This is a genomic window from Rhizobium sp. PDO1-076 (assembly GCF_000247475.1).
Lineage (GTDB): Bacteria > Pseudomonadota > Alphaproteobacteria > Rhizobiales > Rhizobiaceae > Allorhizobium.
Genome location: NZ_AHZC01000392.1, coordinates 1 through 22,420 on the forward strand (window position 1 = coordinate 1; position 22,420 = coordinate 22,420).

Here is a 22,420-nt window from a genome sequence, read left to right on the forward strand (position 1 = left end):
ATGGCCAGCTCGTCGGCCGCCTTCGGATAGTCCACCCAATGGTAGAGGCAGCGCCGTTTCAACGCATCATGTACCTCGCGGGTCCGATTGCTGGTGACGATGACGATCGGCGGCTCGGCCGCCTTGACCGTGCCGAACTCCGGAATGGTCACCTGAAAATCGGACAGCACTTCCAGCAGGAAGGCCTCGAAGGCCTCGTCGGTGCGGTCGAGTTCATCGATCAGGAAGACCGGCGCCCGGCCGGGAGCGCTCTGCAGCGCCTGAAGAACCGGCCGGCGGATCAGGTATCGTTCGGAGAAGATGTCATGTTCGAGACGGTCGCGATCGGAAACACCGGCGGCTTCCGCCATGCGGATCTCCAGCATCTGTGCCGGATAGTTCCATTCATAGACGGCGGATGCGACGTCCAGACCCTCGTAGCACTGCAGCCGGATCAGCCGGCCTGTCGAGTGCCTTGGCCAGCACCTTGGCGACCTCGGTCTTGCCAACACCCGCCTCGCCCTCGAGAAACAGCGGCCGTTTCATCTTCAGCGCCAGAAACAATACGGTCGCCAGCGACCGACCGGCGAGATAGTCCTCGGCCGCAAGAATTTCTACAACAGAATCAATTGATTCCGGCAGTCCCTTTGCCGAGATTTCCGCCATGTCTCCTCCTGTTTGAGAAAGAGCTTACAGCGTGTGATAGCCTCGGTCCAGATAGATGAGCGGGGCATTCTTCGGGCCAAAATGCACCGCCTTGACCTCACCGAACAGGACGGTATGGGTGGCCGTCACCTTGCGATCCACGACAACGCAGTCGAAGGCGGCTACCGCCTCGACAAGCACCGGCGATCCGGTCGCCATCACCTGCCATTCGGCCAGCGCAAATCGCTCGTCGACGGAAAGACTATCGAAACCGGCAAAGGCATTGGCCAGCGGACGATGGTGATCGGAAAGCGAATTCAGGGCGAAATGCCCGCTTTCGAACATGACGCTGTTGTTGGCATTGCCATTGTTCAGGCAGACAAGAACGGTGGGGGGCTTGTCCGACACCGAGCAGGCCGCGGTAATCGTCACACCGCGCCGGATCCCGTCATGCTGGGTGGTCACGATCTGCACATGGCCGGCATAGCGGCTCATCGCGTCGCGATAGATGACCGGATCCAAATTCTCGATTTTCAAATGCCGTCTCCCTGCACGTCCAAGCTCCCTAGCCGAGGCGAATATGGGCCGCAAGCCTTACCTTTTCCACAACGGGACGGCCGCCTTGAAAAAAGCGCCAAAGAGAAAGCCAAGCTGGGCACATTTCCAAACGGCAAACCTTTGCGCTAGGATCATCGCAACAGAGATGGAAATACCCGATGAAGCGTCTGCTGATCACCACCGCCCTCCTGCTTGCCGGCATTGCCGGCTCCGAGGCAAAGCCGCTGACATTGGCGGTCGTGGCCCCGAAAACCGGCATGTTCGCGCCACTTGGCGATCAGGTCCGCCACGGCGCCCAACTGGCTGCCGCCCGGCTTTCGATCGACCTCGTCGAGATTGACGAAAACTGCGAGGCCGGCAGCGGTCCCGACATTGCGAAGAAGATTACCGAGGCTGAGGTCACGGCCGCGATCGGTTTCCTCTGCAGCGAAAGCCTCGAGGGGGGGCTGCCCCTTCTCGCGGAGAAGAACATACCGGCCATCTCGCTATCCGTACGCTGGAAAGGACTGATGGAGGATGCGGCCAAGCAAGGCTGGCCTTTCTTTAGGCTTGCGCCCACCGCCGAAGCCGAAGTGCAGATACTTACCGACTTCATTCTGCGCGACTGGCAAAGCGAACCGGTGGCGTTGATTGAGGATGGAACCATCCGTGGCCGCGAGCTGACCGAGGCAATCCGCAACAGCCTGGAAGAACGCGGCCTGAAGCCGGTGTTTACTGACACATTGCGCCCGGGGCAGGAGCAGCAGCTATCCCTAGTCCGCCGCCTGCAGAAGGCTGGCGCGACACATGTCTTCATCGGTGGCGATCGCAACGACGTGGCGATCATCGCCCGTGATGCGGCGGCGGAGAAAATCCCCCTGACGATACTCGCAGGCGACGCGATGCAGGCCGCCAACGAGCCCGTGCCGCTGCGCAACGGCGTGATGGCCGTGGCGCTGACGGAGACACCGGAAGGTCCATCTGCAGCCGATGTGACGGCAGCTCTGATAGAGCAGAAGCATGCGCCGGACGGCTATCTCCTGCCAGCTCATGCGGCCGTCACCATTGTCGCAGACGCGGTCGGCATCTCGTCCGCCATGGGCACTCCGCTCACGGAGGCGCTTGCCGGCACCATGTTCGAGACGGTGATCGGCCCGATAACCTTCACCGAGGGGCATGAACTGGCGGAAAATCCCTATCGTCTGGTCGAGTGGAAGGACGGTGCCTTTGTGCCGATAGCCGCCGGGACGCAGTAGTCACTTGTTGCGACGGGGCACCTAGTCGCGATAGGGCCAGAAGGCTTGGCTGAACACGCCGCCATCGACCCAGATGGTCTGGCCTGTGACGAAGCTCGACTGCTCGCCAGCCAGAAACAGTGCCGGTCCGGCGATATCCTCCGGCGTACCAACACGTCTGAGCGGCGTCACGTCTCCCCATGTCTTGCCGTAATCCGGCGCTTCGGCGCGCGTGCGGGCGGTTTCGATCGCACCCGGAGCGATGCAGTTGACCCGGATCCCATGTGGTCCGAGCTCGACGGCAGACACTTTAGTGAACTGCTCGATTCCGCCCTTGGAGGCGGTGTAGTCGACCAGCTTCGGAAAGGCGAGCTTGTTGCAGCCGGAGCCGAGATTGATGATCGAGCCACCCTTGCCGGCATCGATCATGCGCTGCGCAGTCAGCTTGGTATTGAGAAACGTTCCCTTGAGATTGGTCCGGATGACCATGTCCCAGCGCTCCTCGGACAACTCAAGCAGCGGCGCCCAGGTCTGGATCCCGGCATTGTTGATCAACACGTCCGGTGCCTGCCCGGCCCATGAGATGGCCTGATCGAGGAAACCGGCAACGGCAGCACTATCGGCAACGTCGGTATCGTGCCCGATCACCCGGGCACCGTGATGGGCAACGTCCTGCACCACTTCGTCGGCGGCATCCATCTTGCCGAGATGGGTGAAGGCAACGTCGTAGCCTCCTGCCGCAAACGCATGGACCAGATGCCGGCCGATACCTGAACTGCCGCCGGTGATGATGACGAATTTCTGCATTTTTTCCTCCCTGCCGGGCTCCACCCCGTGGATGATGGATGACGGGGCCGGAACCAACAGTCAAGTTCGCAGCGCAGTATCGAACCTGGTCGCTATGTTCGTCAGTGTCTCCGATGGTTGCCGCAACAGGCCCGCAGTGCTAAGGCGAGCCGCAACAACGACCGCCATCGAGGACCCTGGCCCATGACCCGCCCGCTGCTGATTTCACCTTCCATTCTTGCTGCCGATTTCGCCCGGCTTGGACAGGAAGTCTCCGATGTGGTCGATGCTGGCGCTGAATGGGTGCATCTCGACGTGATGGATGGCCATTTTGTCCCGAATATCTCGTTCGGCCCGGCCGTCATCAAGGCACTTCGCCCGCATACCAAGGCCGTTTTCGACTGCCACCTGATGATTGCGCCCGCCGATCCCTATCTGGCAGCCTTCGCCGAGGCCGGTTGCGACATCATTACCGTCCATGCCGAAGCCGGCCCGCACCTGCACCGTTCGTTGCAGACCATTCGCGGCCTCGGCAAGAAGGCCGGCGTTTCACTCAACCCGGCAACGCCGCTCTCGGCCATCGAGCATGTGATGGACGATCTCGACCTGATCCTGATCATGAGCGTCAATCCGGGGTTCGGTGGCCAGAAATATATCCCGGCCATGACCGACAAGATCGCCAAGGCGAATGCCCTGATCGGCAACCGCCCGATCGACCTTGAAGTCGATGGCGGCATCACCGCGGCAACGGCACCTCTGGTGACTGGAGCCGGCGCAAACGTGCTCGTGGCAGGCTCCGCCATCTATCAGGGCAAGGGCGTTGACGACTATCGCAAAACCGTCGACATTCTCCGCAAGGCAGCCGAGGGGGGGGGTAGGGCTTGAGGCAATTGACGGAATGCATAGCGGCATTGGCCGCCATCTGCCTTCCGCTTCCGGTGAAAACTGGGAATATCGCGAGCCTGGAACTGCGGTGCTTACAACAGTGAGCGCCGAGACACTCCCGCAAGGAACAATACCCGCGTCGCGACTTTCGGCCTGTCTTCCGCCGGCAAAGCTCTGGCTTATCGGCGCGATCGTCTGGGGTCTGGCAATGGCCGGATGTTTCGCTCTGTCGGTTCACCTTATCGGGCGCTCAGGGGGAAGCAACGCGCCGCTTCTTGCGCTCATCTACGGCCTTGGCGGCGCGATTGCCTGGATGATCGCCCTGCCCTTCATCAACTTTGCGTCCCATGGCCGGCAGCGGGAAACACGCCTGGCTGCCTGGTTCCTGTTTCTCGGCATGGGCACTATCGCTGTGACCGCCGGGCTTTTCGCCTTGCAGTACAGGCTCTTCTACGCGCAATGGCACGCGCCATTTCCCTCGCGCGTCTGGTTTTTGCAGCAGATCTTCACCACCGCCTCCGCACTCTATCAGTTTGCGGTGCTGGGCTTGCGCCATTTCCTGCCCTTCGCATTTATACTGCTGTTTGCCGTCAGCCTCCATATGTCGCGCCGTAGCCGTTGAGATTGCGGGTGGTCTTTGCTAAAGCGGGCCACGTTGCCAGTTTGCCAATCTCAAGCTTGCCAGTCTCAATTTGCCAGCCTCAAGTTGGCCAGTCTCAAGTTGAACGAAAGAAATCCCGATGATCCCGCGCTATTCCCGGCCAGAAATGGTCGCCATCTGGTCGCCCGAAACCAAATTCCGCATCTGGTTCGAGATCGAGGCCCATGCCTGCACCGCGCTCGCCAATCTCGGCGTCATTCCACAGGAATCCGCCAGGACCATCTGGGAGAAGGGCTCGGCCGCCGAATTCGACGTCGCCCGCATCGACGAGATTGAAGCCGTCACCAAGCATGATGTCATTGCATTCCTAACGCATCTCGCCGAATTCATCGGCCCCGACAGCCGCTTCGTGCATCAGGGCATGACGTCGTCGGACGTGCTCGACACAACGCTGAACATCCAGCTGGTGCGCGCAGCCGACCTTCTGCTCGTCGACATGGACCGCGTTCTGAACGCGCTGAAGACCCGAGCCTTCGAACACAAGGACACGGTCCGCATCGGCCGCAGCCACGGCATCCACGCCGAGCCGACGACGATGGGCCTGACCTTTGCCCGTTTCTATGCTGAGATGCACCGCAACCGCGACCGCCTGATTGCCGCCCGTGCGGAAATTGCCACCGGCGCGATCTCCGGCGCCGTCGGCACATTTGCCAATATCGACCCGAGCGTCGAGGAATATGTCTGCGAGCAGCTCGGCCTCGCCGCCGAGCCGATCTCGACCCAGGTCATCCCGCGTGACCGCCATGCGATGTTCTTCGCCACACTTGGCGTCATCGCATCGTCGATCGAAAACGTCGCCATCGAAATCCGCCACATGCAGCGCACGGAGGTTCTGGAAGCGGAAGAGTTCTTCTCGCCGGGCCAGAAGGGCTCGTCCGCTATGCCGCACAAGCGCAACCCGGTTCTGACCGAAAACCTCACCGGCCTCGCCCGTTTGGTGCGCATGTCTGTCGTCCCGGCACTGGAAAACGTGGCGCTGTGGCACGAGCGCGACATCAGCCATTCGAGCGTGGAGCGCGCGATCGGCCCTGACACGACGATCACCCTCGATTTTGCCCTGAACCGCCTTGCCGGCGTCATCGAAAAGCTGGTGATCTACCCGGAAAACATGCTCAAGAACATGAACAAGTTCAAGGGCCTGGTGATGAGCCAGCGCGTGCTCCTGGCCCTCACCCAGGCTGGCGTATCGCGCGAGGACAGCTACCGTCTCGTCCAGCGCAATGCCATGAAGGTGTGGGAAAAGGGCGCTGATTTCCTGGAGGAACTGCTGGCCGACGACGAAGTGCGCGCCGCTCTCCCGGAGGCGGAAATCCGCGAAAAGTTCGACCTCGGTTATCACACCAAGCATGTCGACACCATCTTCAAGCGCGTCTTCGGCTGAGCCGCACGCCCCGCAACGATGAATCCCGGCCCGGCGCTCTGAGCGACCGGGCCTTTTCTTTCTCTCAGCGTGGAGCTTGGCTCAGCGAGGAGACGAGACCACCAGTTTTCTGTAGAGATACCAGGTGGCATGGCCGAGTATCGGCATGATCACGACAAGGCCGACCATCATGGTTGCCATGCCGACTGCAAGCGATGCCGCGACGATCAGGCCCCACACGGCAACCGGCACCGGATTGAGCATGCTCACTCGAACCGACGTATGTACCGCAGTCGCAGCCCCGGCATCGCGGTCGAGAAGCAGCGGGAAGGCAACAATGCTGATCACCAGCGCGATCAGAGCCAAGGCAAAACCGATCAGATTGCCCCAGACGATCAGCCCCATGGCATTCGGATGAGAAAGCACACCCCTGGCAAAGCCCATGAAGCCCGGCGCTGGGTAGTCACCGATGAAATGCACGTAAAGCGCCTGTGCGGCAATCAACCAGACCACAAACAGCATCAACAGATAGAGGCTCATCATCAACAGAGATGGTAAGGCCGGCGATTTGCGCAACGCGATGACATGCGACCAGCTTGAATCCTCACCCCTTTCCCGGCGCCGACTGATTTCCATAAGGCCAACCGCCAGAAGCGGTCCCAGAAGCGCAAAGCCGGACATCAGAGGATAGACCATCGGCAAGAGTTCAACGCCGGCACTCCAGGCAATCATGATAGCACCGGCAATCGGATAGACCAGGCAAACGAAGGCATAGTGGGACGGCTGCTGACGAAAATCTTCAATGCCTGCGCGCAAGGCATCAAAGACATCGTCAACCGATATTCGCCGAATATCGGGGCGCTCCAGGATACCGGCTGATCCGGTCATGACATGAAAGTTTGACATCCTCATTTCCTCCTCAAGCAAACCAAGTCTGCAGTCTGGCGATGAAATTCAGAGGCGGTATCGTGTCTCGTACCGTCACGCGCACCCCGCAATCTCTGGCGATAGGCCCAGGCGAGATCACCTTTTCAAGCGGCGGTTGTTCCATAAGAATGGAGTATGCATTCGATCGATCTGAAATTTATCAGATTTCAACGCTGCTGTCGCGAGCGATGAGCCGTCCGTGTCAAATATGTGATCCGCAGCCGAGCGGATCTGTATACGGCGTGCCGATGGTCGGCCTCAGGCGATGATCGTCCGAAATTTCCTGTATCGCCCTTCAGCATCGACACATGCGAAACCGATGCGCCATGCAATTTTTCACCGCACCGATGTTCCGTGGCATCTTGACGTCAGGGGCATGCGAACGCAGATAAGGCGCATGAAAGTCTCCGAAGCAGATATCCTCATCGTCCCCGGCTATACCAATTCAGGCCCCGAGCACTGGCAAAGCCGTTGGGAGACGAAACTCTCAACCGCACGCCGTGTCGAACAGGCGGAGTGGTCAAAACCGGTGCGCGAAGACTGGGTCGCCCGGCTGGTTGAAGAGGTCAATGCATCGACCCGTCCCGTCGTGCTGGTCGCACACTCGCTCGGTGTTCCGACCGTCCTCCATGCCGTGCCCGCATTGAAGCAGCGCATTGCCGGTGCATTTCTGGTCGCGCCTCCGGATGTCGCCAATTCTGAGATCCGCCCGAAACACCTGATGACCTTCGGCCCCTATCCGCGCGCGCCATTGCCGTTTCCATCGATCATGGTTGCCAGCCGAAATGATCCCTTCGGCACCTATGAACATGCCGAGGATGTTGCCAAGTGCTGGGGCTCGATGCTGGTGGATGCTGGAGAGTCAGGCCACATCAATGCGGAATCTGGCCATGGCCCATGGCCCGAAGGCACGATGGTGTTCGCGCAGTTCATCGCAAAACTGAAATAGGCGGCCCCGCACACCATATCGATACAAGGTGTGAGACACTCTGAGTTTTTCTGAACTATACCCTTAGTTTTATTAGCATTCCGCATTAAAGCGATCTTAAGACGAAAAACCTAGCATGGCACGATGTTCTGCGTTCCATGTGAGCAAAGCTATTGCAGCCAAACTTTCTTTATCAGGACCTATCCGCCATTGACCGGCAACTCGGCATCGAAAGTTTGCCGATTGCGGCCGCTTTGATAGACGCAGACTGCTCGCTGATCATCGAGAATGCGGCTTTTGCGGCGCTTACGGCAGGCTTCCGGACAGGCTCGCCAAACCTGATGGATTGGCTTCATCCCGAAGATCGCCCGATTTTTCTCGCAGCCCTGTCTTCTGCCTTTGGAGGCTTGACCACCAGCAATCTGGAAATCAGGTTCGGGACAAGCCAGAACCGAGCCACCTGTTTGGCCGCCCTGTCGTCGCAGGTTGCCGACGCGAGCGGGCTCAAGGCCGTCGTGCAGCTGACTGACATCTCGGTATTGAAAGCCACCATTGCCGATCTCGAAATCAGCGCAAGCCGTTGGAACAACGCCTTGCGCAGCTCGCTGTCCGGCGTATGGGATCAACGCTTCGACGGACAGCTATATTACTCGGACGTCTGGCGCGAACTGCGCGGCATGGCACCCGACGATCCCATTCCAACGACGACCGAGGAATGGCTGGAAATGGTCCACCCGCAGGACCGCGAACGCACCCTTCACTGCATCGCGCGGCAAAATGCCGGCGATCCCGACTACACGGTTTTCCAGTATCGCGAACGCCACAAGGATGGACACTATATCTGGATCGAATGCCGAGGCGCCTGCGTCGAGTGGGATGAAAACGGCCAACCGGCACGCATTACCGGAACCGATACCGACGTCACGGCCCGCAAGGAGCAGGAAGAATGGCTGGAGCGCATCTCCCGCCGCCTGAAACTGGCTCTCGATGTGTCACGGATCGGTGTGTTCGAGACCGATTTCGCCGCCGGCACTAGCGACTGGGATGACAGCATGCGGCGCATCTTCGAGGTCAAGCAGGGTGACAACATCCGCATCGGCGAGTTCTGGGAATCCAAGCTTCATCCCGATGACAGGGAGCGCACGATTGCCCATGTCGAGGAGCGCATCAGCAAGCTGGAACCCTTCACTGACGAGTATCGCATCATCGCCGACGACGGTTCTGTTCGCTATATCCGCTCCAACAGCCTGCCCTATATCGATCACGATGGCCACCTGAAGATGATCGGCGTCAATTGGGACGTCTCGGAGGATCATCGGCTGCGCCAGGAACTTGAACGGGCCAAGACCCTCACTGAAGCGCGCAATGCCGAACTGGAGCAAACCAGGGCAAAAGCCGAATACAGCGCTCTGCATGACTACCTGACCGGCTTGCCAAACCGCCGTTATCTCGAGGCAAAGCTCGATGAATGGCAGAAATCGACAACCAATACATTCGGCCGACTGGCCGTGTTGCATGTCGACCTTGATCGCTTCAAGCAGATCAACGACACACTGGGCCATAGCGCCGGCGACGCAATGCTCAAACATGCGGCCGGTATCCTGCGCACCAACATTCGAACCGGCGATTTTGTTGCGCGCATCGGCGGAGACGAATTCGTTCTGCTCGTAGCCTTCGACGGCAAGGCCAAGACGCTGTCACAACTGGCCGATCGGATTATCGCCGAACTGAGCCAGCCGGTCGCCTATGACGGCCATCAATGCCGCTTCGGCGCGAGCATCGGCATCTCCCATTCGGACGGCGACATCATCGATCCGCAGCAGATGCTGCTCTATGCCGACATTGCGCTCTACAATGCCAAGAACCTCGGAAGAAATCGGCACGAATTCTATTCGCAGGGCAGTCGCAAAATCCTGGCCAATCACCGACGCCTGTCTGACGATCTCCTGCGTGCACTGGAAAACAACGAGATCGTACCCTTCTACCAGCTGCAGTTCGATGCACGAAGCCGTGCGGTGGTCGGTGCCGAGTGCCTCGCCCGATGGCAGCACCCGGAACATGGCCTATTGACGCCGGACCGTTTCCTACCGATTGCCGAAGAGATGAGCGTGCTTGCTCGGATCGACGGCCTGATCCTTGAAAAGGCACTCGTCGATTTCAGGCAATGGCGCGCCATGGGCATGGGCATACCCAAGATTTCCGTGAATGTGTCCGCCAAACGCCTGAACGACCCTCGCCTTCCGCAACTGCTGACAGACCTCGGCATCGAACCGGGCATCGTGTCATTCGAACTTTTGGAAACAGTGTTTCTCGACAGCCATGATGCCGTCGCCATGAGCAATCTCGCCCACCTGCGCGATCTGGGCATCGATATCGAGATCGACGACTTCGGCACTGGCCATGCCTCGATCGTGGGTCTTCTCAACTTGAAACCGAAGACCTTGAAGATCGACCGCCAGCTTATCCACAAGCTGCCAAGCAGCCAGGAACAAAGGGTTCTGGCCAAATCGATTATCGGGATAGCGAAATCGCTCAATATCAGGGTGATTGCGGAAGGGGTCGAAACGGAGGATCATGTGACGATCCTGAAGAAGCTTGGTTGCCACACGCTTCAGGGCTTTGGCCTGGCAATGCCGATGGACTTTACCGCAACCACACAGTTCCTGATCAACTCGAAATAATCCGCCCGGCACGAAACGGGCGGACTTGTCATCCCCACAAGGTCGGTGAAATCAGGCGTTCTGGATCTGCTCGACAGCCTGTACGAGAAACTCACTCATCTTTGTGCGCAGCTCTTCATCGGTGATCGAGACGCCACCGGCAGAAAGATCGGTGCGCAGCTTGCGCAACACGTCTTCGTCGCCCGCTTCCTCGAAATCCGAGGCCACGACTTCCTTGGCATAAGCATCGGCATCCGCCTTACCGAGCAGGCCAGCAGCCCAGAGGCCAATCAGCTTGTTGCGACGCGCCTCAGCCTTGAAGCGCAGTTCCTGGTCATGGGCGAACTTGTTTTCAAACGCCTTTTCACGATCACTCATGCCGCTCATCTGCCTCTCCCATTTTATGCCGCCATTGTGCGGTATCGTTTCCCCATTAATCAAAAGGGAGTACAAAGTGCAATGCAAACTTGCGCGATTCCGTATGCTTCGGGCTCGCGGAGAGGTTTTGGCGGGAAGGAGAAACTGTTGCATTGTGAAAACCGAGGTTTTCCGTTATGGGACCGCTTCGATACCCAACCACTGCGTCCGCATTCGGATGCCAACAACAGAGAAAACCAGCCATGAACCGTCGCCGCCGCGTTTACGAGGGCAAGGCTAAGATCCTCTATGAAGGACCCGAGCCCGGCACGTTGATTCAATTCTTCAAGGATGATGCAACGGCGTTCAACAAGAAGAAACATGAAGTCATCGACGGAAAAGGCGTTCTGAACAACCGCATCTCCGAATATCTCTTCACGCATCTGAACAAGATCGGCATTCCGACGCACTTCATCCGCCGGCTCAACATGCGCGAGCAGTTGATCAAAGAAGTGGAGATGATTCCGCTCGAGATCGTCGTTCGCAATGTCGCCGCCGGCTCCCTGTCGAAGCGCCTGGGCATCGAAGAAGGCATTGTCCTTCCGCGCTCCATCATCGAGTTCTACTACAAGTCCGACGCGCTCGCCGACCCTATGGTCTCAGAAGAGCACATCACGGCATTTGGCTGGGCTAGCCCTCCCGAACTCGACGACATCATGGCGCTCGCCATCCGCGTCAACGACTTCCTTTCCGGCCTGTTTCTCGGCATCGGCATCCAGCTTGTCGATTTCAAGATCGAATGCGGCCGCCTCTACGAAGGCGACATGATGCGCATCATCCTGGCGGACGAGATTTCGCCGGACAGCTGCCGTCTGTGGGACATTGAAACCCGCGAGAAGCTCGACAAGGACCGCTTCCGCGAGGATCTCGGCGGCCTGCTCGAAGCCTATCAGGAAGTCGCCAAGCGGCTCGGCATCATCAATGAGAACGAACCGCTGCGTGGCACCGGTCCGGTTCTGGTCAAATAAGATCTGGAGAAAGCGCAAGTGATCAAGGCACGCGTCACCGTTACGTTGAAGAACGGCGTACTCGACCCCCAAGGCAAGGCAATCGAAGGCGCGCTCGGCGCACTGGGCTTCGATGGCGTTGGCCAGGTCCGTCAGGGCAAGGTCTTCGACCTCGAAGTCGAAGGCTCGGACAAGGCCAAGGCCGAGGCCGACCTCAAGGCGATGTGCGAGAAGCTCCTCGCCAACACGGTTATTGAGAACTATACTATCGCTCTCGCCTAAGGGTTGAAGGAGCGATGGCTGATGGCCGAAATCACGAATGAGCTTATGTATGAACTGCTTAAACGCGTACATGGAGACACTTCGGACATCAGGCTTGGCCAGCGAGAGCTCAAAGCTGAAATGAATGCGATGCGCGGCACAATGATTTCGATGCAGCAGGATATTCAGAATATCCATACAACGCTGGCGAGACATGAAATGCGCCTCGACCGTATCGAAAATCGCCTGGAGCTGCGAGAGCTGCAGGAAGCACAAGCAAGGTTTGAGACACACCCATGAAGTCCGCCGTCGTCCAGCTCCCAGGCCTCAATCGCGATCGCGACATGATTGCCGCCCTCACCAAGATTTCCGGTCATGCCCCGACCACCATCTGGCAGACAGAGACCCAGATTCCGGACGTCGATCTGATCGTCATCCCGGGCGGCTTCTCCTATGGCGATTATCTGCGTTGTGGCGCGATCGCCGCCCGCATGCCGGTCATGCAGGCGATCAAGGAAAAGGTTGAGAAGGGCGTCAAGGTCATCGGCGTCTGCAACGGGTTCCAGATCCTTGTCGAAGCGGGCCTGCTTCCCGGCGCCCTCATGCGCAACGCATCGCTGAAATTCGTCTGCAAGGAAATCAAGCTCGAAGTTGCCAATGCAGACACGGACTTCACCCGCGCCTATGCAAAGGGCCAGATCATCCGCTGCCCGGTTGCCCATCATGACGGCAACTATTTCGCCAATGCCGAGACCCTCAAGGCAATCGAAGGCAATGGCCAGGTAGCCTTCCGCTATGCCGACGGCACCAATCCGAACGGTTCGGTCAACGATATCGCCGGTGTCATCAACACCAGGGGCAATGTCATCGGCATGATGCCGCATCCGGAAAACCTGATCGAAGCGGCCCATGGCGGCAATGACGGTCGCGGCATCTTTGCCTCGGCACTCGATGTCATCGCGGCATAAGGTAAGCTCCGCTTAACCAGAGCAATGTTAGAGAGGCGGCAAATAGCCGGATGACTGCCATGCGCCCCTTTCTCTGCCTCGCCCTGATGTCCACCGCGACCGTGCTTGCGGCCTGCAAGCCGGAAGCGCCACCACCGCCGTCGCGCGGACAATCCGCACTGGATGTGATGGAACTCGTCGCCGTCGCCGCCAATCGTTGCTGGTTCAAGTCGGGCGACCCGGCCTTTAAAGCCTATTCGATGGCGCCGGAACTGAATTCCTTCTCGGGCAAGCCGCGCTTCCTGGTCGTGCGCAAGGGTTCGCCCGACATTCGTCCGCTTCTTGTCGTTCAGGCAGAAGGTCGCCCCGCCCGCCTGGATGCATTCGGCCCTATGATGAATGAAGCCGGCTCCGAGCGCATCCGCAAGGATGTCACGCACTGGGCCAAGGGCGGCAAAGACTGCTGAGCGCAGCATTTGGTGCCGACCGCGACAAGACCGCCCACGGCCCACGCAGGTTTCCACACCAATGCAAACAGCCTGAACCGGTGAGAACACCCTGACAGTTATGTCAGGGTGTTCGTGTCATTCCCGCCGGTCGCTTGTCGGACACTCCAATCGACATGGGAGGCCGGCTCGTCAGGTTGGGATGACGAACCGGCCAGATCCGGGACATGCCCCGAATTACAGCATGCGCGGGAGGAAATGGGCTTTCGCCGCCTCGTGACGAGCCTCCTCGTAACTGATGCCAATATCGCCCAACTGATGATCGTTGAGATCCAGCAAGGCCAGACGACTGCGACGCTTTGCCCAATGCAGGCGCAGCGCCGCAAAGGCACGAAGCCAGGAATAGCGTGCTCGCGCTGCCACTGGAACACTCTCGGCACTCGACGAGACCGAAATTGCATCTATTGTCACCATAACCACACCCGTATTCTAACTATAATCGGCCAGCACTTGGCCAGAGATAGATACAATTGACACAGCATGAGTGACAATATAGGGAAATGTCATGATGACAAATTGGCTCCCCACCACTCTCCAGCGGCCAAGGGCCGCTTTATCTGCGCATCGCCGATGACGCGGAGGCAGCCATCAAGGCAGGCCTCCTGCCACATGGCACCAAGTTGCCGCCGCAGCGCGATCTGGCCTATGATGTCGGGGTTACAATCGGGACAATCTCGCGTGCCTACAACGTCCTGCGAGAGCGTGGCCTTGTTGCCGGTGAAGTCGGTCGCGGCACTTATGTGCATGCCGGCGGCGCGGATCCGGCAAGCCCCCTTGCTGATCCGGTCACCCTGCAGTTTGGCGGCACGCGCGCCATCTCGCCGCCGGCCGGAAAGCTCCGCTTTGACACCACCGCCGCCGTCGATGTGGGACAGGCCGAAATCGTCGGCCGCATCATGACCGAGATCGCCGCAGCCCATCCAGGGGAGATTTCCAGCTATACCCGTACATTGTCCCAGGACTGGCAGGAAGCCGGCCGCAGGTGGCTGTCGAATGGCCGATGGAGTCCGGAACCGGAACAGGTTCTTCCGCAACTCGGCGTCCATGCCGGCATCAACGCGGTGATCGCTGCCATCAGCGGTACTGGCGACCGCATCGTCTGTGAGCACCTGACCTATTCTCAGGTGTCGCGCAGCGCCAATCTGATGGGACGGCAGATCGCGCTTGTCGACGCCGACGCCGATGGCATCCTGCCGGAAGACTTCGAACGGGTTTGCGCTCGCGAACACCCGAAAGCAGCCTTCATCATGTCTTCGGGTCAGAACCCCACCCTTGCCTGCCTGCCCTTGTCCAGGCGTCGCGAGATCATCGACATTGCCCGGAAATACAATGTCTGGCTGATCGAGGATTATCTCTATGGCGGCATGATCAATGACGGCATTCCGCTGCTGGCGGAACTTGCGCCAGACCGGACTTTCCTCCTGAACGGCTTGTCGAAATCCGTCGCGGCCGGGGTTCGTGGCGGCTGGGTTGCCTGCCCGCCGCATATGAGCCAGCGTGTGCGCGTCACCCAGAAGATGGTCAGCGGCGGCCTGCCCTTCCTGCTCGCCGAACTGTCCGCAAGGCTTGTTCTGTCAGGTGCGGCCGACGAAATCCGCACGGCCGTATTGACCGAGCTGACCGCCCGTGAAGCCATTGTCCGCAAGCTCTTTGCCGGCTTCGAATTCCGTTCGCACCCTCGACTGCCGTTTTTCTGGCTGAAACTACCGGAACCATGGCTGTCGGGAACATTCAAGCAGGCCGCGCTGGATGCCGATGTGCTGATCGATGACGAAGACGAATTCAAGCCAGCCCGGTCGTCGCGTGTGTTTCACCACGTCCGTGCAGGCTTCAGCGAGGGACGTGACCGATCAATTTCGGAGGCCGGGCTGAGAACACTGCGCCGCCTGCTTGACCAGACACCGGTCGGGACAAGCGCGATTGTCTGACCTGGTGCCCGAGCGCATTACATCAGGCAGGTGAACTTGCCGGTCGAAACCGTCGAGAAACCGCATGACTGGCGCATTTTCCAGTCGCGCGCCGCGCAGGCTTGCGTTATAGCCTGCCTCGAAACCGATCTCCCACCGATCTCCATTGCCCTGAGAGCCAGATGACCGTTTCCAACTCCCGTCCTATCACCGCAGAACTGATCGCAAGCCACGGCCTGAAGCCGGACGAATACGATCGCATCCTGAACCTGATCGGACGCGAGCCGAGCTTCACCGAACTAGGCATCTTCTCGGCCATGTGGAACGAGCACTGCTCCTACAAGTCATCGAAGAAGTGGTTGAAGACGCTGCCGACCAAGGGTCCGCGCGTTATCCAGGGGCCGGGCGAAAACGCCGGTGTCGTCGACATCGATGACGGCGACGTCGTGGTCTTCAAGATGGAGAGCCACAATCATCCGTCCTATATCGAGCCCTATCAGGGTGCTGCGACCGGCGTCGGCGGCATCCTGCGCGACGTCTTCACCATGGGCGCCCGTCCGGTCGCGGCCATGAACGCGTTGCGCTTCGGCGCACCCGATCATCCGAAGACCAAACATCTGGTGGCCGGCGTCGTTGCCGGTGTCGGCGGGTATGGCAATTCCTTCGGCGTGCCGACGGTGGGCGGCGAAGTCGAGTTCGATGCCCGCTACAACGGCAACATCCTGGTCAACGCCTTTGCGGCAGGCCTTGCAAAGTCTGACGGCATCTTCCTCTCGGAAGCCAAGGGCGTCGGCCTGCCGGTGGTCTATCTCGGCGCCAAGACGGGTCGCGACGGCGTCGGCGGTGCGACCATGGCATCGGCTGAGTTCGACGAGTCGATCGAGGAAAAGCGCCCGACTGTGCAGGTCGGTGACCCCTTCACCGAAAAGTGCCTGCTGGAAGCCTGCCTTGAGCTGATGCAGACCGGCGCCGTCATCGCCATCCAGGACATGGGGGCCGCCGGCCTTACTTGCTCGGCCGTTGAAATGGGCGCCAAGGGCGGTCTCGGCATCGAACTGCAGCTCGACAAGGTGCCGGTGCGCGAAGAGCGCATGACTGCCTACGAGATGATGCTGTCGGAAAGCCAGGAGCGCATGCTCATGGTGCTCGAGCCCTCCAAGGAAGAGGTCGCCAAGGCGATCTTCGTCAAGTGGGGCCTCGACTTCGCCATTGTCGGCTACACGACCGACGACCTGCGTTTCCGTGTTCTGCACCAGGGCGAGGAAGTCGCCAACCTGCCGATCAAGGAACTCGGAGACGAGGCGCCGGAATATGATCGTCCGTGGATCGAACCGAAGACGCCTGCCCCGCTCGCAGAAGACGACATTCCCGCGGCCGACATCAGCGACAGCCTGTTGAAGCTGGTCGGCTCGGCCAACAACTCCTCGCGCCGCTGGGTTTACGAACAATATGACACGCTGATCCAGGGCAATTCCCTGCAGCTTCCGGGCGGCGATGCCGGCGTGATCCGCGTCGACAACCATCCGACCAAGGCACTGGCCTTCTCCTCGGACGTTACCCCGCGTTACGTCGAGGCCGACCCGTTCGAAGGTGGCAAGCAGGCTGTTGCCGAATGCTGGCGCAACATCACGGCCACCGGCGCCCTGCCGCTGGCTTCTACCGACAACCTGAACTTCGGCAACCCGGAACGCCCGGAAATCATGGGCCAGCTGGTGTTTGCCATCAAGGGCATCGGCGAAGCCTGCCTGGCACTCGACTTCCCGATCGTCTCGGGCAATGTCTCTCTCTACAACGAAACCAATGGCCAGGGCATCCTGCCGACACCGACGATTGCTGGCGTCGGCCTGATGAAGGACTGGTCGAAGATGGCCCGCATCCGCTTTGCCGCACAGGGCGAAGCGATCCTGCTTGCCGGTGCGCCGTCGACTTGGGGTACGCATCTCGGTCAGTCGGTCTATCTGCGCGACATTCATGGCCGCACCGACGGTCCGGCGCCGCATGTCGATCTCGCCCATGAGCGCAAGGTCGGCGATTTCGTCCGCGGCCTCATCCAGGACGGTCTGGCGACCGCCGTACATGACTGCTCGTCTGGCGGCCTTGCGCTTGCGGTTGCCGAAATGGCCATGGCCTCGGGCATCGGCGCCCATGTCAACGCATTGAACGACGCCAACCCGGTTGCTGTCTTCTACGGCGAGGACCAGGGCCGCTATGTGTTGACCGTCACGCAGGAGAATGTCGACAAGGTTCAGGTCCGTGCTGAAGCCGCTGGCGTCTTCTGCCCTTGGATCGGTCGCACCGGCGGCTCAAACGTCACGCTTGGCGATGCACGTCCCGTCGCAATTGAAGAATTGCGCTCGGCCCATGAATCGTGGTTCCCAGTGTTCATGGGCGAAGTATATAACTGAAAGGGATAGTCGACTTCAGAAATCGCCGACACAATAATTACGAATTCATAAATACTAAATAAATTTAGAGTTTATCAGATATGCTTAAGCAATGGATTATGACGCCACAGGCGACGTGGCATGACAACAGAATATTAATTAATTCTTTGCTGGTTACGTCGATTTTGGTCGGGATGGCGGTGATATGGTCGAGCATCACTGGTGCGAGCGCGGAAATCACCTTTGGTGAAAACGGGCCAATTGAACTACTGCAAAACGTTGCTTGTGTTGTCGCAATCGTATTTGGAGTTTATTCAGCGCGCAGGCCGAGTTCTCTGAAGGGAATCACTGCCATCACCACGGTCTATTTTGCCTTGGTTTTCTTGACCCGTGAAACACCGTCATGTGGCGCGCCGGAAATTAATTTCTGCGTTGTTCGCCCGACCCATACCTATGTAATCGTTGCCGCAACTATTGTATGGCTTGGGATGATTGCTGGGATTGCCACCTCAAGGCTGAAAGACATCTTTATAGCTATTCATCCTCGCACGTCTTGGCCGCTTATAGTGGTCTTCCTGTCGTTGGTGGCCGGGCAAATTGGTGAAGAACTGCACATGATGAACGTTGAAGAGACACTTGAACTTTTTGCGTATATTCTCCTGGCAGTCTGCGCGGTATGGCTTGCGACACAAACTCAAAGACAATTTTGACTGACTCCAGTCAAAAACGTTACCCTTGATTGGGACGAACTTCTGGAAGGACTGAGCCAATGCCGATGAACCCGGGTGATATCGAAGACATGATCAAGGCCGGAATCCCCGGCGCCAAGGTCGTCATCCGCGACCTGGCGGGCGACGGGGATCACTATGCGGCGGAAGTTGTCGCCGAGGCCTTTCGCGGCAAGAACCGGGTGCAGCAGCACCAGATGGTCTATGACGCGCTGAAGGGCAACATGGGTGGCGTTCTGCATGCGCTGGCGCTGCAGACCAGCATCCCCGAATAGCGACACAGGCACGTCGACAGGACATTGTAGAGGCCCGCCCGGCAGACGTCAGGCGGGCTTCTTCATGTCTGCTGTGCGATCAGAATACCGGGGGCTGATCCGATTTCAGGTCGGCAAAACGCGCGGCAGGCAGCGGCCCGGCGGTCATCAGGGTAAAGTCGAAGCCGCTCTTGCGATCAGGCCCCAGGACATATTGCCGGTGCATGCGCAGCAGGTCTCTGCGGTTCCTCTTGTAGCGCTCCGCAGATAGCGCATGTTTGAACCGGATGAAGACCAGCTTCGGCTGCCGCGCATCCTCGTGGCCGCAAAGCGCCACGGTATGGCACCGATAGAGATGGATCGGGTCGGTCAGGCACTGGATGTCGAACCACAAGACATCGCGGTTGCGCGCCAGCACACCGACCCGCCGGCGCAACGTCGTCGCACTCGACAACAAGGCACATTGCAGGGCAGCACCCCCGAGCGTGACGAAGGTTACGTCCCTGGCTGCAAAAGCCTCAGGCTCCTTCTCCAGCACCCGACCGATTGCGGCAATTGCCAGGCTGGCGCCCATGCTGTGTGCAGTGATCAGGACTTCGTCGGCATTTTGCTTCAACGCCTGCAACATATCATCTGCACTTTTTTCAACCCACAACCGTACGCTATCGTCTTCCCGCGCAACGCCGACTGCCAGGCGCCAGTCGGCAAAGAGATGCAGGGTGTGGAACCGGTTGGAATAGGGCACGAACAGGAAGACGAAAAAGCCGACAGCCGCCGGAACAGACAGAGCGAAAAGCCAGAATGACAGGCCGAACACCACCGGCAGCGCCGCAATCGCGAGGCTCAGCACCATTGCCAGACCGACGAACAGGAAGGGAAACAGGAAGAACAGGCCAAACCGCCAGGCATGGCGCAGATAGCCGAGAGCGCCGCCCTGCACCACGACATGCACTGCCGCGCAGTAACCGGCCAACAATTGCCGCCAGAGCGGTTCCGAGCGCATTTCGGCAATCAGCTCATTGTGGTCGAAGACATGGATGGTCGAGCGTACCTGCCAGGCGTCAGATCTGGCCTCGACATCAAAGCACGCACCAACGTCGTCCTGCACCAGTGGCTTCACGGCAAAATCCGCCCCCCAGATCTTGGAAGCCTGTGCGGCGGATCGGGCATAGCGCTGCTGATGAGCCTGAGCATCAAGAGGCTCGAAGCCGGGGAAGTGCAGGACCAGCCTGGTATCGATCTTTTTCATCGTCTCTGTTCGTTGATGGCGATCTGCGACCGCAAGCAGCGCTTGCTAGACGAGAAGTCCCGGGATTAAAAGAGGATCGGTCGAAAAAGCACCGAATCTTGGGGCAATCACCCTTCATAAGTGTTCAAAGCGGAGACAGAGCCGATGGCCAGCCTGGTCAATGAGATGGTGAGCAACGTCGTCGAAAGCGTCCTCAAGGAAATACTGAAAAAGACGACGGGTAAGGGAACGACCCGTCGACGCAAGCGCCAGGCCCGTTCCGCCACCAGCGGCCGTTTCGTCAAGAAGACCACGCGCAGCAAGGCAAAGACCGCAAAGCCCGCACGCAAGCAGGTCAGCCGCCGCCGCAGTTCTTCCAACCGCAGCAGTCAACGTGCGCGTTGATCGGCTTCAAGCTGTTTTCAGTAAAATGTTGTAGTGCATAACTCTGGCAAAATCGCATTCTGCTTGCTATCTAGAGCAACGGATACAAACAGCGGACCTTGAATCCGCGCGTGAAAGGAACACCCATGAGCGGCATCAACGATTTGATCGACAACGAAGTGAAGAGCAACCCGGTCGTTCTCTTCATGAAGGGCACCCCGCAGTTTCCGCAGTGTGGTTTCTCCGGCCAGGTCGTGCAGATCCTCGATTACCTGGGCGTAGACTACAAGGGCGTCAACGTGCTTGCCGACCAGGAGATCCGCCAGGGCATCAAGGATTACTCCAACTGGCCGACGATCCCGCAGCTCTACATCAAGGGCGAATTTGTCGGTGGCTGCGATATCATCCGCGAAATGTTCCAGGCTGGCGAACTGCAGAAGCATTTCGAAGACCAGGGCATTGCCGTTCGCGGCGCCGCCTGATCCATCCACCGCAAGACAAGTCATACTCTTCGGTTGACAAGGCGTTGCCCCGGGCAACGCCTTGCTGCCGTTTTAAGGTAATTTTTCATGTCAGATTCATTACAATCGGCGCCCAAGGCTCTTGGAGCGATGGGCCGAATAGAATTCATCGCGATGATGGCGTTTTTGATGGCGCTGAACGCGCTTGCCATCGACATCATGTTGCCAGGCTTGCAGGAGATCGGCGCGTCCCTCAATGTCGACAATGAAAACCATCGCCAATACGTGGTCTCGGCATACCTTATCGGCTTCGGCGTCGCCCAACTCTTCTACGGCCCGATCGCCGACCGCTTCGGTCGCCGGACCCCGATGATCATCGGCCTTGCGATCTATGTCATCTCGTCGCTGGCTGTCGTTCTGGTGCCGTCATTCGGCATGCTGCTGCTGCTGCGCTTCATCCAGGGCATCGGCTCTGCCGCCACCCGCGTCATCACCGTGTCGATCGTGCGCGATGTCTACGGCGGTCGCCGCATGGCGGAAGTGATGTCGCTGATCATGATGGTGTTCATGGTGATCCCGGTTGTCGCTCCAGGGACAGGCCAGGTGATCATGCTCTTCGGTCACTGGCACTGGATCTTCGTCTTCATGGCTGCGATCGCGGTCATCGTCGGAACCTGGATGTATGTGCGCCTGCCCGAAACGCTGGCGGCCGATGACGTTCGCCCGTTCACCGCACACGTCATCTTCGACGGCTTTCGCATCGTTCTGACCAATCGTGTCGCACTCTGCTACACGATCGCCAGTACCTTCATCTTCGGCGCCCTGTTCGGCTTCATCAACTCGGCGCAGCAGATCTATGTCGGCATCTACGGCCTCGGCGTCTGGTTTCCCGTCGCCTTTGCCGGCGTTGCGCTCTTCATGGCTCTATCCTCCTTCGTCAACGCCAAGCTTGTCGGCCGTTTCGGCATGCGCAAGCTGTCCCACGCATCGCTGCTCGGCTTCATCGCCATCAACCTGATCTGGCTGATCGTACAGGTGCTTGGACCGCAGCCCATGCCGTTTGCCCTGTTCATCACCTTCTTCGCGCTCGCGATGTTCCAGTTCGGCTGGATCGGATCAAACTTCAACTCGCTGGCCATGGAACCGCTCGGCCATGTTGCCGGCACCGCTTCGTCAGTGCTCGGCTTCATGGGCACGGTGGGCGGCTCCCTGATCGGTGCGGCCATCGGCCAGGCCTATGACGGCACGGCCCTGCCAATGGTGGCGGGCTACTTCGTTGTTTCGATCATCGGCCTGATCTTCGTCCTGATCGGCGAAAAGGGACGGCTGTTCCACGCACACAACCAGCCGGTCTGAGCTGGCGGCAGATGTAAAAAAGGCCCGGGAGACCGGG

General features: G+C 59.2%; 23 protein-coding genes and 2 pseudogenes. 18 read left to right on the forward strand and 7 right to left on the reverse strand.

Features of this window, described 5'->3' with window-relative positions:
- Window positions 1–645: pseudogene (locus tag PDO_RS19680) on the reverse strand (AAA family ATPase); the annotation flags it as partial.
- Window positions 646–669: 24 nt separating this feature from the next.
- Window positions 670–1,161, reverse strand: a complete 492-nt coding sequence (locus PDO_RS19685) for a flavin reductase (RefSeq protein ID WP_007606051.1) — start codon at window positions 1,159–1,161, stop codon at window positions 670–672.
- 179 nt (window positions 1,162–1,340) lie between these two features.
- Here PDO_RS19685 and PDO_RS19690 point away from each other — a divergent pair, with 179 nt between their 5' ends.
- A complete protein-coding gene (locus tag PDO_RS19690; protein WP_007606052.1) occupies window positions 1,341–2,417 on the forward strand; it encodes a branched-chain amino acid ABC transporter substrate-binding protein in 1,077 nt (358 codons plus the stop codon).
- 21 nt (window positions 2,418–2,438) lie between these two features.
- Here PDO_RS19690 and PDO_RS19695 read toward each other — a convergent pair whose 3' ends face one another.
- Window positions 2,439–3,203 (reverse strand): SDR family NAD(P)-dependent oxidoreductase, encoded by a 765-nt coding sequence (locus PDO_RS19695; RefSeq protein ID WP_007606054.1) that lies wholly within the window; start codon window positions 3,201–3,203, stop codon window positions 2,439–2,441.
- A 183-nt stretch (window positions 3,204–3,386) separates the two neighbouring features.
- On the opposite strand from PDO_RS19695, the gene rpe reads away from it, so the two are divergent.
- The 3 genes from rpe (at window position 3,387) to purB (ending at window position 6,109) form a co-directional block, all read left to right on the forward strand.
- Window positions 3,387–4,067, forward strand: a complete 681-nt coding sequence (gene rpe, locus PDO_RS19700; RefSeq protein WP_007606055.1) for a ribulose-phosphate 3-epimerase — start codon at window positions 3,387–3,389, stop codon at window positions 4,065–4,067.
- A gap of 13 nt (window positions 4,068–4,080) precedes the next feature.
- On the forward strand, window positions 4,081–4,689 hold the full coding sequence (locus PDO_RS19705) for a hypothetical protein (protein WP_007606057.1): 609 nt from the start codon (window positions 4,081–4,083) through the stop codon (window positions 4,687–4,689).
- Window positions 4,690–4,807: 118 nt separating this feature from the next.
- A complete protein-coding gene (gene purB / locus PDO_RS19710) occupies window positions 4,808–6,109 on the forward strand; it encodes an adenylosuccinate lyase (RefSeq protein WP_007606058.1) in 1,302 nt (433 codons plus the stop codon).
- Window positions 6,110–6,190: 81 nt separating this feature from the next.
- Here purB and PDO_RS19715 read toward each other — a convergent pair whose 3' ends face one another.
- The gene (locus PDO_RS19715) at window positions 6,191–6,994 is read right to left on the reverse strand and encodes a DUF2189 domain-containing protein (RefSeq protein ID WP_007606059.1); all 804 of its coding nucleotides are present in this window, start codon (window positions 6,992–6,994) and stop codon (window positions 6,191–6,193) included.
- Window positions 6,995–7,412: 418 nt separating this feature from the next.
- Between PDO_RS19715 and PDO_RS19720 the strand changes: the two genes are divergently transcribed.
- A complete protein-coding gene (locus PDO_RS19720; protein WP_007606060.1) occupies window positions 7,413–7,964 on the forward strand; it encodes an RBBP9/YdeN family alpha/beta hydrolase in 552 nt (183 codons plus the stop codon).
- Window positions 7,965–8,116: 152 nt separating this feature from the next.
- Window positions 8,117–10,624: a bifunctional diguanylate cyclase/phosphodiesterase gene (locus PDO_RS19725; protein WP_007606061.1), complete on the forward strand. Its 2,508-nt coding sequence runs from the start codon at window positions 8,117–8,119 to the stop codon at window positions 10,622–10,624.
- A 51-nt stretch (window positions 10,625–10,675) separates the two neighbouring features.
- Here the strand turns inward: PDO_RS19725 and PDO_RS19730 are convergent, their stop codons facing one another.
- On the reverse strand, window positions 10,676–10,990 hold the full coding sequence (locus tag PDO_RS19730; protein ID WP_007606064.1) for a DUF1476 domain-containing protein: 315 nt from the start codon (window positions 10,988–10,990) through the stop codon (window positions 10,676–10,678).
- A gap of 233 nt (window positions 10,991–11,223) precedes the next feature.
- Between PDO_RS19730 and purC the strand changes: the two genes are divergently transcribed.
- From purC to PDO_RS19755, 5 genes are read left to right on the forward strand one after another with little or no spacing between them, the layout of a single operon-like run.
- The gene (purC, locus tag PDO_RS19735; protein ID WP_007606066.1) at window positions 11,224–11,988 is read left to right on the forward strand and encodes a phosphoribosylaminoimidazolesuccinocarboxamide synthase; all 765 of its coding nucleotides are present in this window, start codon (window positions 11,224–11,226) and stop codon (window positions 11,986–11,988) included.
- Window positions 11,989–12,006: 18 nt separating this feature from the next.
- Window positions 12,007–12,249, forward strand: a complete 243-nt coding sequence (gene purS, locus PDO_RS19740; protein WP_007606068.1) for a phosphoribosylformylglycinamidine synthase subunit PurS — start codon at window positions 12,007–12,009, stop codon at window positions 12,247–12,249.
- A gap of 21 nt (window positions 12,250–12,270) precedes the next feature.
- Entirely contained in the window at window positions 12,271–12,528 is a 258-nt protein-coding gene (locus PDO_RS19745; protein WP_007606071.1) for a hypothetical protein, read from the forward strand.
- Window positions 12,525–13,196 (forward strand): phosphoribosylformylglycinamidine synthase subunit PurQ, encoded by a 672-nt coding sequence (gene purQ, locus PDO_RS19750; protein ID WP_007606073.1) that lies wholly within the window; start codon window positions 12,525–12,527, stop codon window positions 13,194–13,196. Before PDO_RS19745 ends, purQ begins: the two co-directional genes overlap by 4 nt.
- 59 nt (window positions 13,197–13,255) lie before the next feature.
- Window positions 13,256–13,642: a hypothetical protein gene (locus PDO_RS19755; protein ID WP_007606078.1), complete on the forward strand. Its 387-nt coding sequence runs from the start codon at window positions 13,256–13,258 to the stop codon at window positions 13,640–13,642.
- Window positions 13,643–13,858: 216 nt separating this feature from the next.
- Here the strand turns inward: PDO_RS19755 and PDO_RS19760 are convergent, their stop codons facing one another.
- Complete coding sequence (locus PDO_RS19760; protein ID WP_081593215.1) at window positions 13,859–14,095, reverse strand: DUF1127 domain-containing protein; 237 nt, start codon at window positions 14,093–14,095, stop codon at window positions 13,859–13,861.
- Between the two features lie 94 nt (window positions 14,096–14,189).
- Between PDO_RS19760 and PDO_RS19765 the strand changes: the two are divergent.
- The 4 genes and pseudogenes from PDO_RS19765 to PDO_RS19780 all read left to right on the forward strand — a co-directional run bounded on the left by PDO_RS19765 (window position 14,190) and on the right by PDO_RS19780 (window position 18,975).
- Window positions 14,190–15,609, forward strand: a pseudogene (locus PDO_RS19765) (aminotransferase-like domain-containing protein).
- 161 nt (window positions 15,610–15,770) lie between these two features.
- Complete coding sequence (purL, locus tag PDO_RS19770; protein ID WP_007606083.1) at window positions 15,771–17,993, forward strand: phosphoribosylformylglycinamidine synthase subunit PurL; 2,223 nt, start codon at window positions 15,771–15,773, stop codon at window positions 17,991–17,993.
- A gap of 98 nt (window positions 17,994–18,091) precedes the next feature.
- Entirely contained in the window at window positions 18,092–18,682 is a 591-nt protein-coding gene (locus tag PDO_RS19775) for a hypothetical protein (protein ID WP_141649958.1), read from the forward strand.
- 59 nt (window positions 18,683–18,741) lie between these two features.
- A complete protein-coding gene (locus PDO_RS19780) occupies window positions 18,742–18,975 on the forward strand; it encodes a BolA/IbaG family iron-sulfur metabolism protein (protein WP_007606087.1) in 234 nt (77 codons plus the stop codon).
- Window positions 18,976–19,054: 79 nt separating this feature from the next.
- On the opposite strand, the gene PDO_RS19785 is transcribed toward PDO_RS19780, so the two are convergent.
- Window positions 19,055–20,203 carry a lipase family protein gene (locus tag PDO_RS19785; protein WP_007606089.1) on the reverse strand — a complete coding sequence of 383 codons (1,149 nt, stop codon included), beginning with the start codon at window positions 20,201–20,203 and terminating at the stop codon, window positions 19,055–19,057.
- A 144-nt stretch (window positions 20,204–20,347) separates the two neighbouring features.
- Here PDO_RS19785 and PDO_RS19790 point away from each other — a divergent pair, with 144 nt between their 5' ends.
- From PDO_RS19790 to PDO_RS19800, 3 genes are all read left to right on the forward strand, one after another.
- Window positions 20,348–20,587 carry a hypothetical protein gene (locus tag PDO_RS19790; RefSeq protein WP_007606091.1) on the forward strand — a complete coding sequence of 80 codons (240 nt, stop codon included), beginning with the start codon at window positions 20,348–20,350 and terminating at the stop codon, window positions 20,585–20,587.
- 125 nt (window positions 20,588–20,712) lie between these two features.
- Window positions 20,713–21,048 carry a Grx4 family monothiol glutaredoxin gene (gene grxD / locus PDO_RS19795; protein ID WP_007606093.1) on the forward strand — a complete coding sequence of 112 codons (336 nt, stop codon included), beginning with the start codon at window positions 20,713–20,715 and terminating at the stop codon, window positions 21,046–21,048.
- Window positions 21,049–21,177: 129 nt separating this feature from the next.
- Window positions 21,178–22,383 carry a multidrug effflux MFS transporter gene (locus tag PDO_RS19800; protein ID WP_037074786.1) on the forward strand — a complete coding sequence of 402 codons (1,206 nt, stop codon included), beginning with the start codon at window positions 21,178–21,180 and terminating at the stop codon, window positions 22,381–22,383.
- The last annotated feature ends 37 nt before the right edge of the window (window positions 22,384–22,420 follow it).

Excerpts from the sequence above, each read along its gene's own strand:
- PDO_RS19760 (WP_081593215.1), bottom strand. The coding sequence starts at position 14,095 with ATGGTGACAATAGATGCAATTTCGGTCTCGTCGAGTGCCGAGAGTGTT.
- PDO_RS19780 (WP_007606087.1), top strand. The coding sequence starts at position 18,742 with ATGCCGATGAACCCGGGTGATATCGAAGACATGATCAAGGCCGGAATC.
- PDO_RS19745 (WP_007606071.1), top strand. The coding sequence starts at position 12,271 with ATGGCCGAAATCACGAATGAGCTTATGTATGAACTGCTTAAACGCGTA.
- grxD (WP_007606093.1), top strand. The coding sequence starts at position 20,713 with ATGAGCGGCATCAACGATTTGATCGACAACGAAGTGAAGAGCAACCCG.
- rpe (WP_007606055.1), top strand. The coding sequence starts at position 3,387 with ATGACCCGCCCGCTGCTGATTTCACCTTCCATTCTTGCTGCCGATTTC.
- PDO_RS19695 (WP_007606054.1), bottom strand. The coding sequence starts at position 3,203 with ATGCAGAAATTCGTCATCATCACCGGCGGCAGTTCAGGTATCGGCCGG.
- purB (WP_007606058.1), top strand. The coding sequence starts at position 4,808 with ATGATCCCGCGCTATTCCCGGCCAGAAATGGTCGCCATCTGGTCGCCC.
- PDO_RS19720 (WP_007606060.1), top strand. The coding sequence starts at position 7,413 with ATGAAAGTCTCCGAAGCAGATATCCTCATCGTCCCCGGCTATACCAAT.
- PDO_RS19775 (WP_141649958.1), top strand. The coding sequence starts at position 18,092 with ATGACGCCACAGGCGACGTGGCATGACAACAGAATATTAATTAATTCT.
- PDO_RS19730 (WP_007606064.1), bottom strand. The coding sequence starts at position 10,990 with ATGAGCGGCATGAGTGATCGTGAAAAGGCGTTTGAAAACAAGTTCGCC.
- PDO_RS19715 (WP_007606059.1), bottom strand. The coding sequence starts at position 6,994 with ATGTCAAACTTTCATGTCATGACCGGATCAGCCGGTATCCTGGAGCGC.
- PDO_RS19790 (WP_007606091.1), top strand. The coding sequence starts at position 20,348 with ATGGCCAGCCTGGTCAATGAGATGGTGAGCAACGTCGTCGAAAGCGTC.
- PDO_RS19690 (WP_007606052.1), top strand. The coding sequence starts at position 1,341 with ATGAAGCGTCTGCTGATCACCACCGCCCTCCTGCTTGCCGGCATTGCC.
- PDO_RS19785 (WP_007606089.1), bottom strand. The coding sequence starts at position 20,203 with ATGAAAAAGATCGATACCAGGCTGGTCCTGCACTTCCCCGGCTTCGAG.
- PDO_RS19755 (WP_007606078.1), top strand. The coding sequence starts at position 13,256 with ATGCGCCCCTTTCTCTGCCTCGCCCTGATGTCCACCGCGACCGTGCTT.
- PDO_RS19800 (WP_037074786.1), top strand. The coding sequence starts at position 21,178 with ATGGGCCGAATAGAATTCATCGCGATGATGGCGTTTTTGATGGCGCTG.
- purL (WP_007606083.1), top strand. The coding sequence starts at position 15,771 with ATGACCGTTTCCAACTCCCGTCCTATCACCGCAGAACTGATCGCAAGC.
- purQ (WP_007606073.1), top strand. The coding sequence starts at position 12,525 with ATGAAGTCCGCCGTCGTCCAGCTCCCAGGCCTCAATCGCGATCGCGAC.
- purC (WP_007606066.1), top strand. The coding sequence starts at position 11,224 with ATGAACCGTCGCCGCCGCGTTTACGAGGGCAAGGCTAAGATCCTCTAT.
- PDO_RS19705 (WP_007606057.1), top strand. The coding sequence starts at position 4,081 with ATGCATAGCGGCATTGGCCGCCATCTGCCTTCCGCTTCCGGTGAAAAC.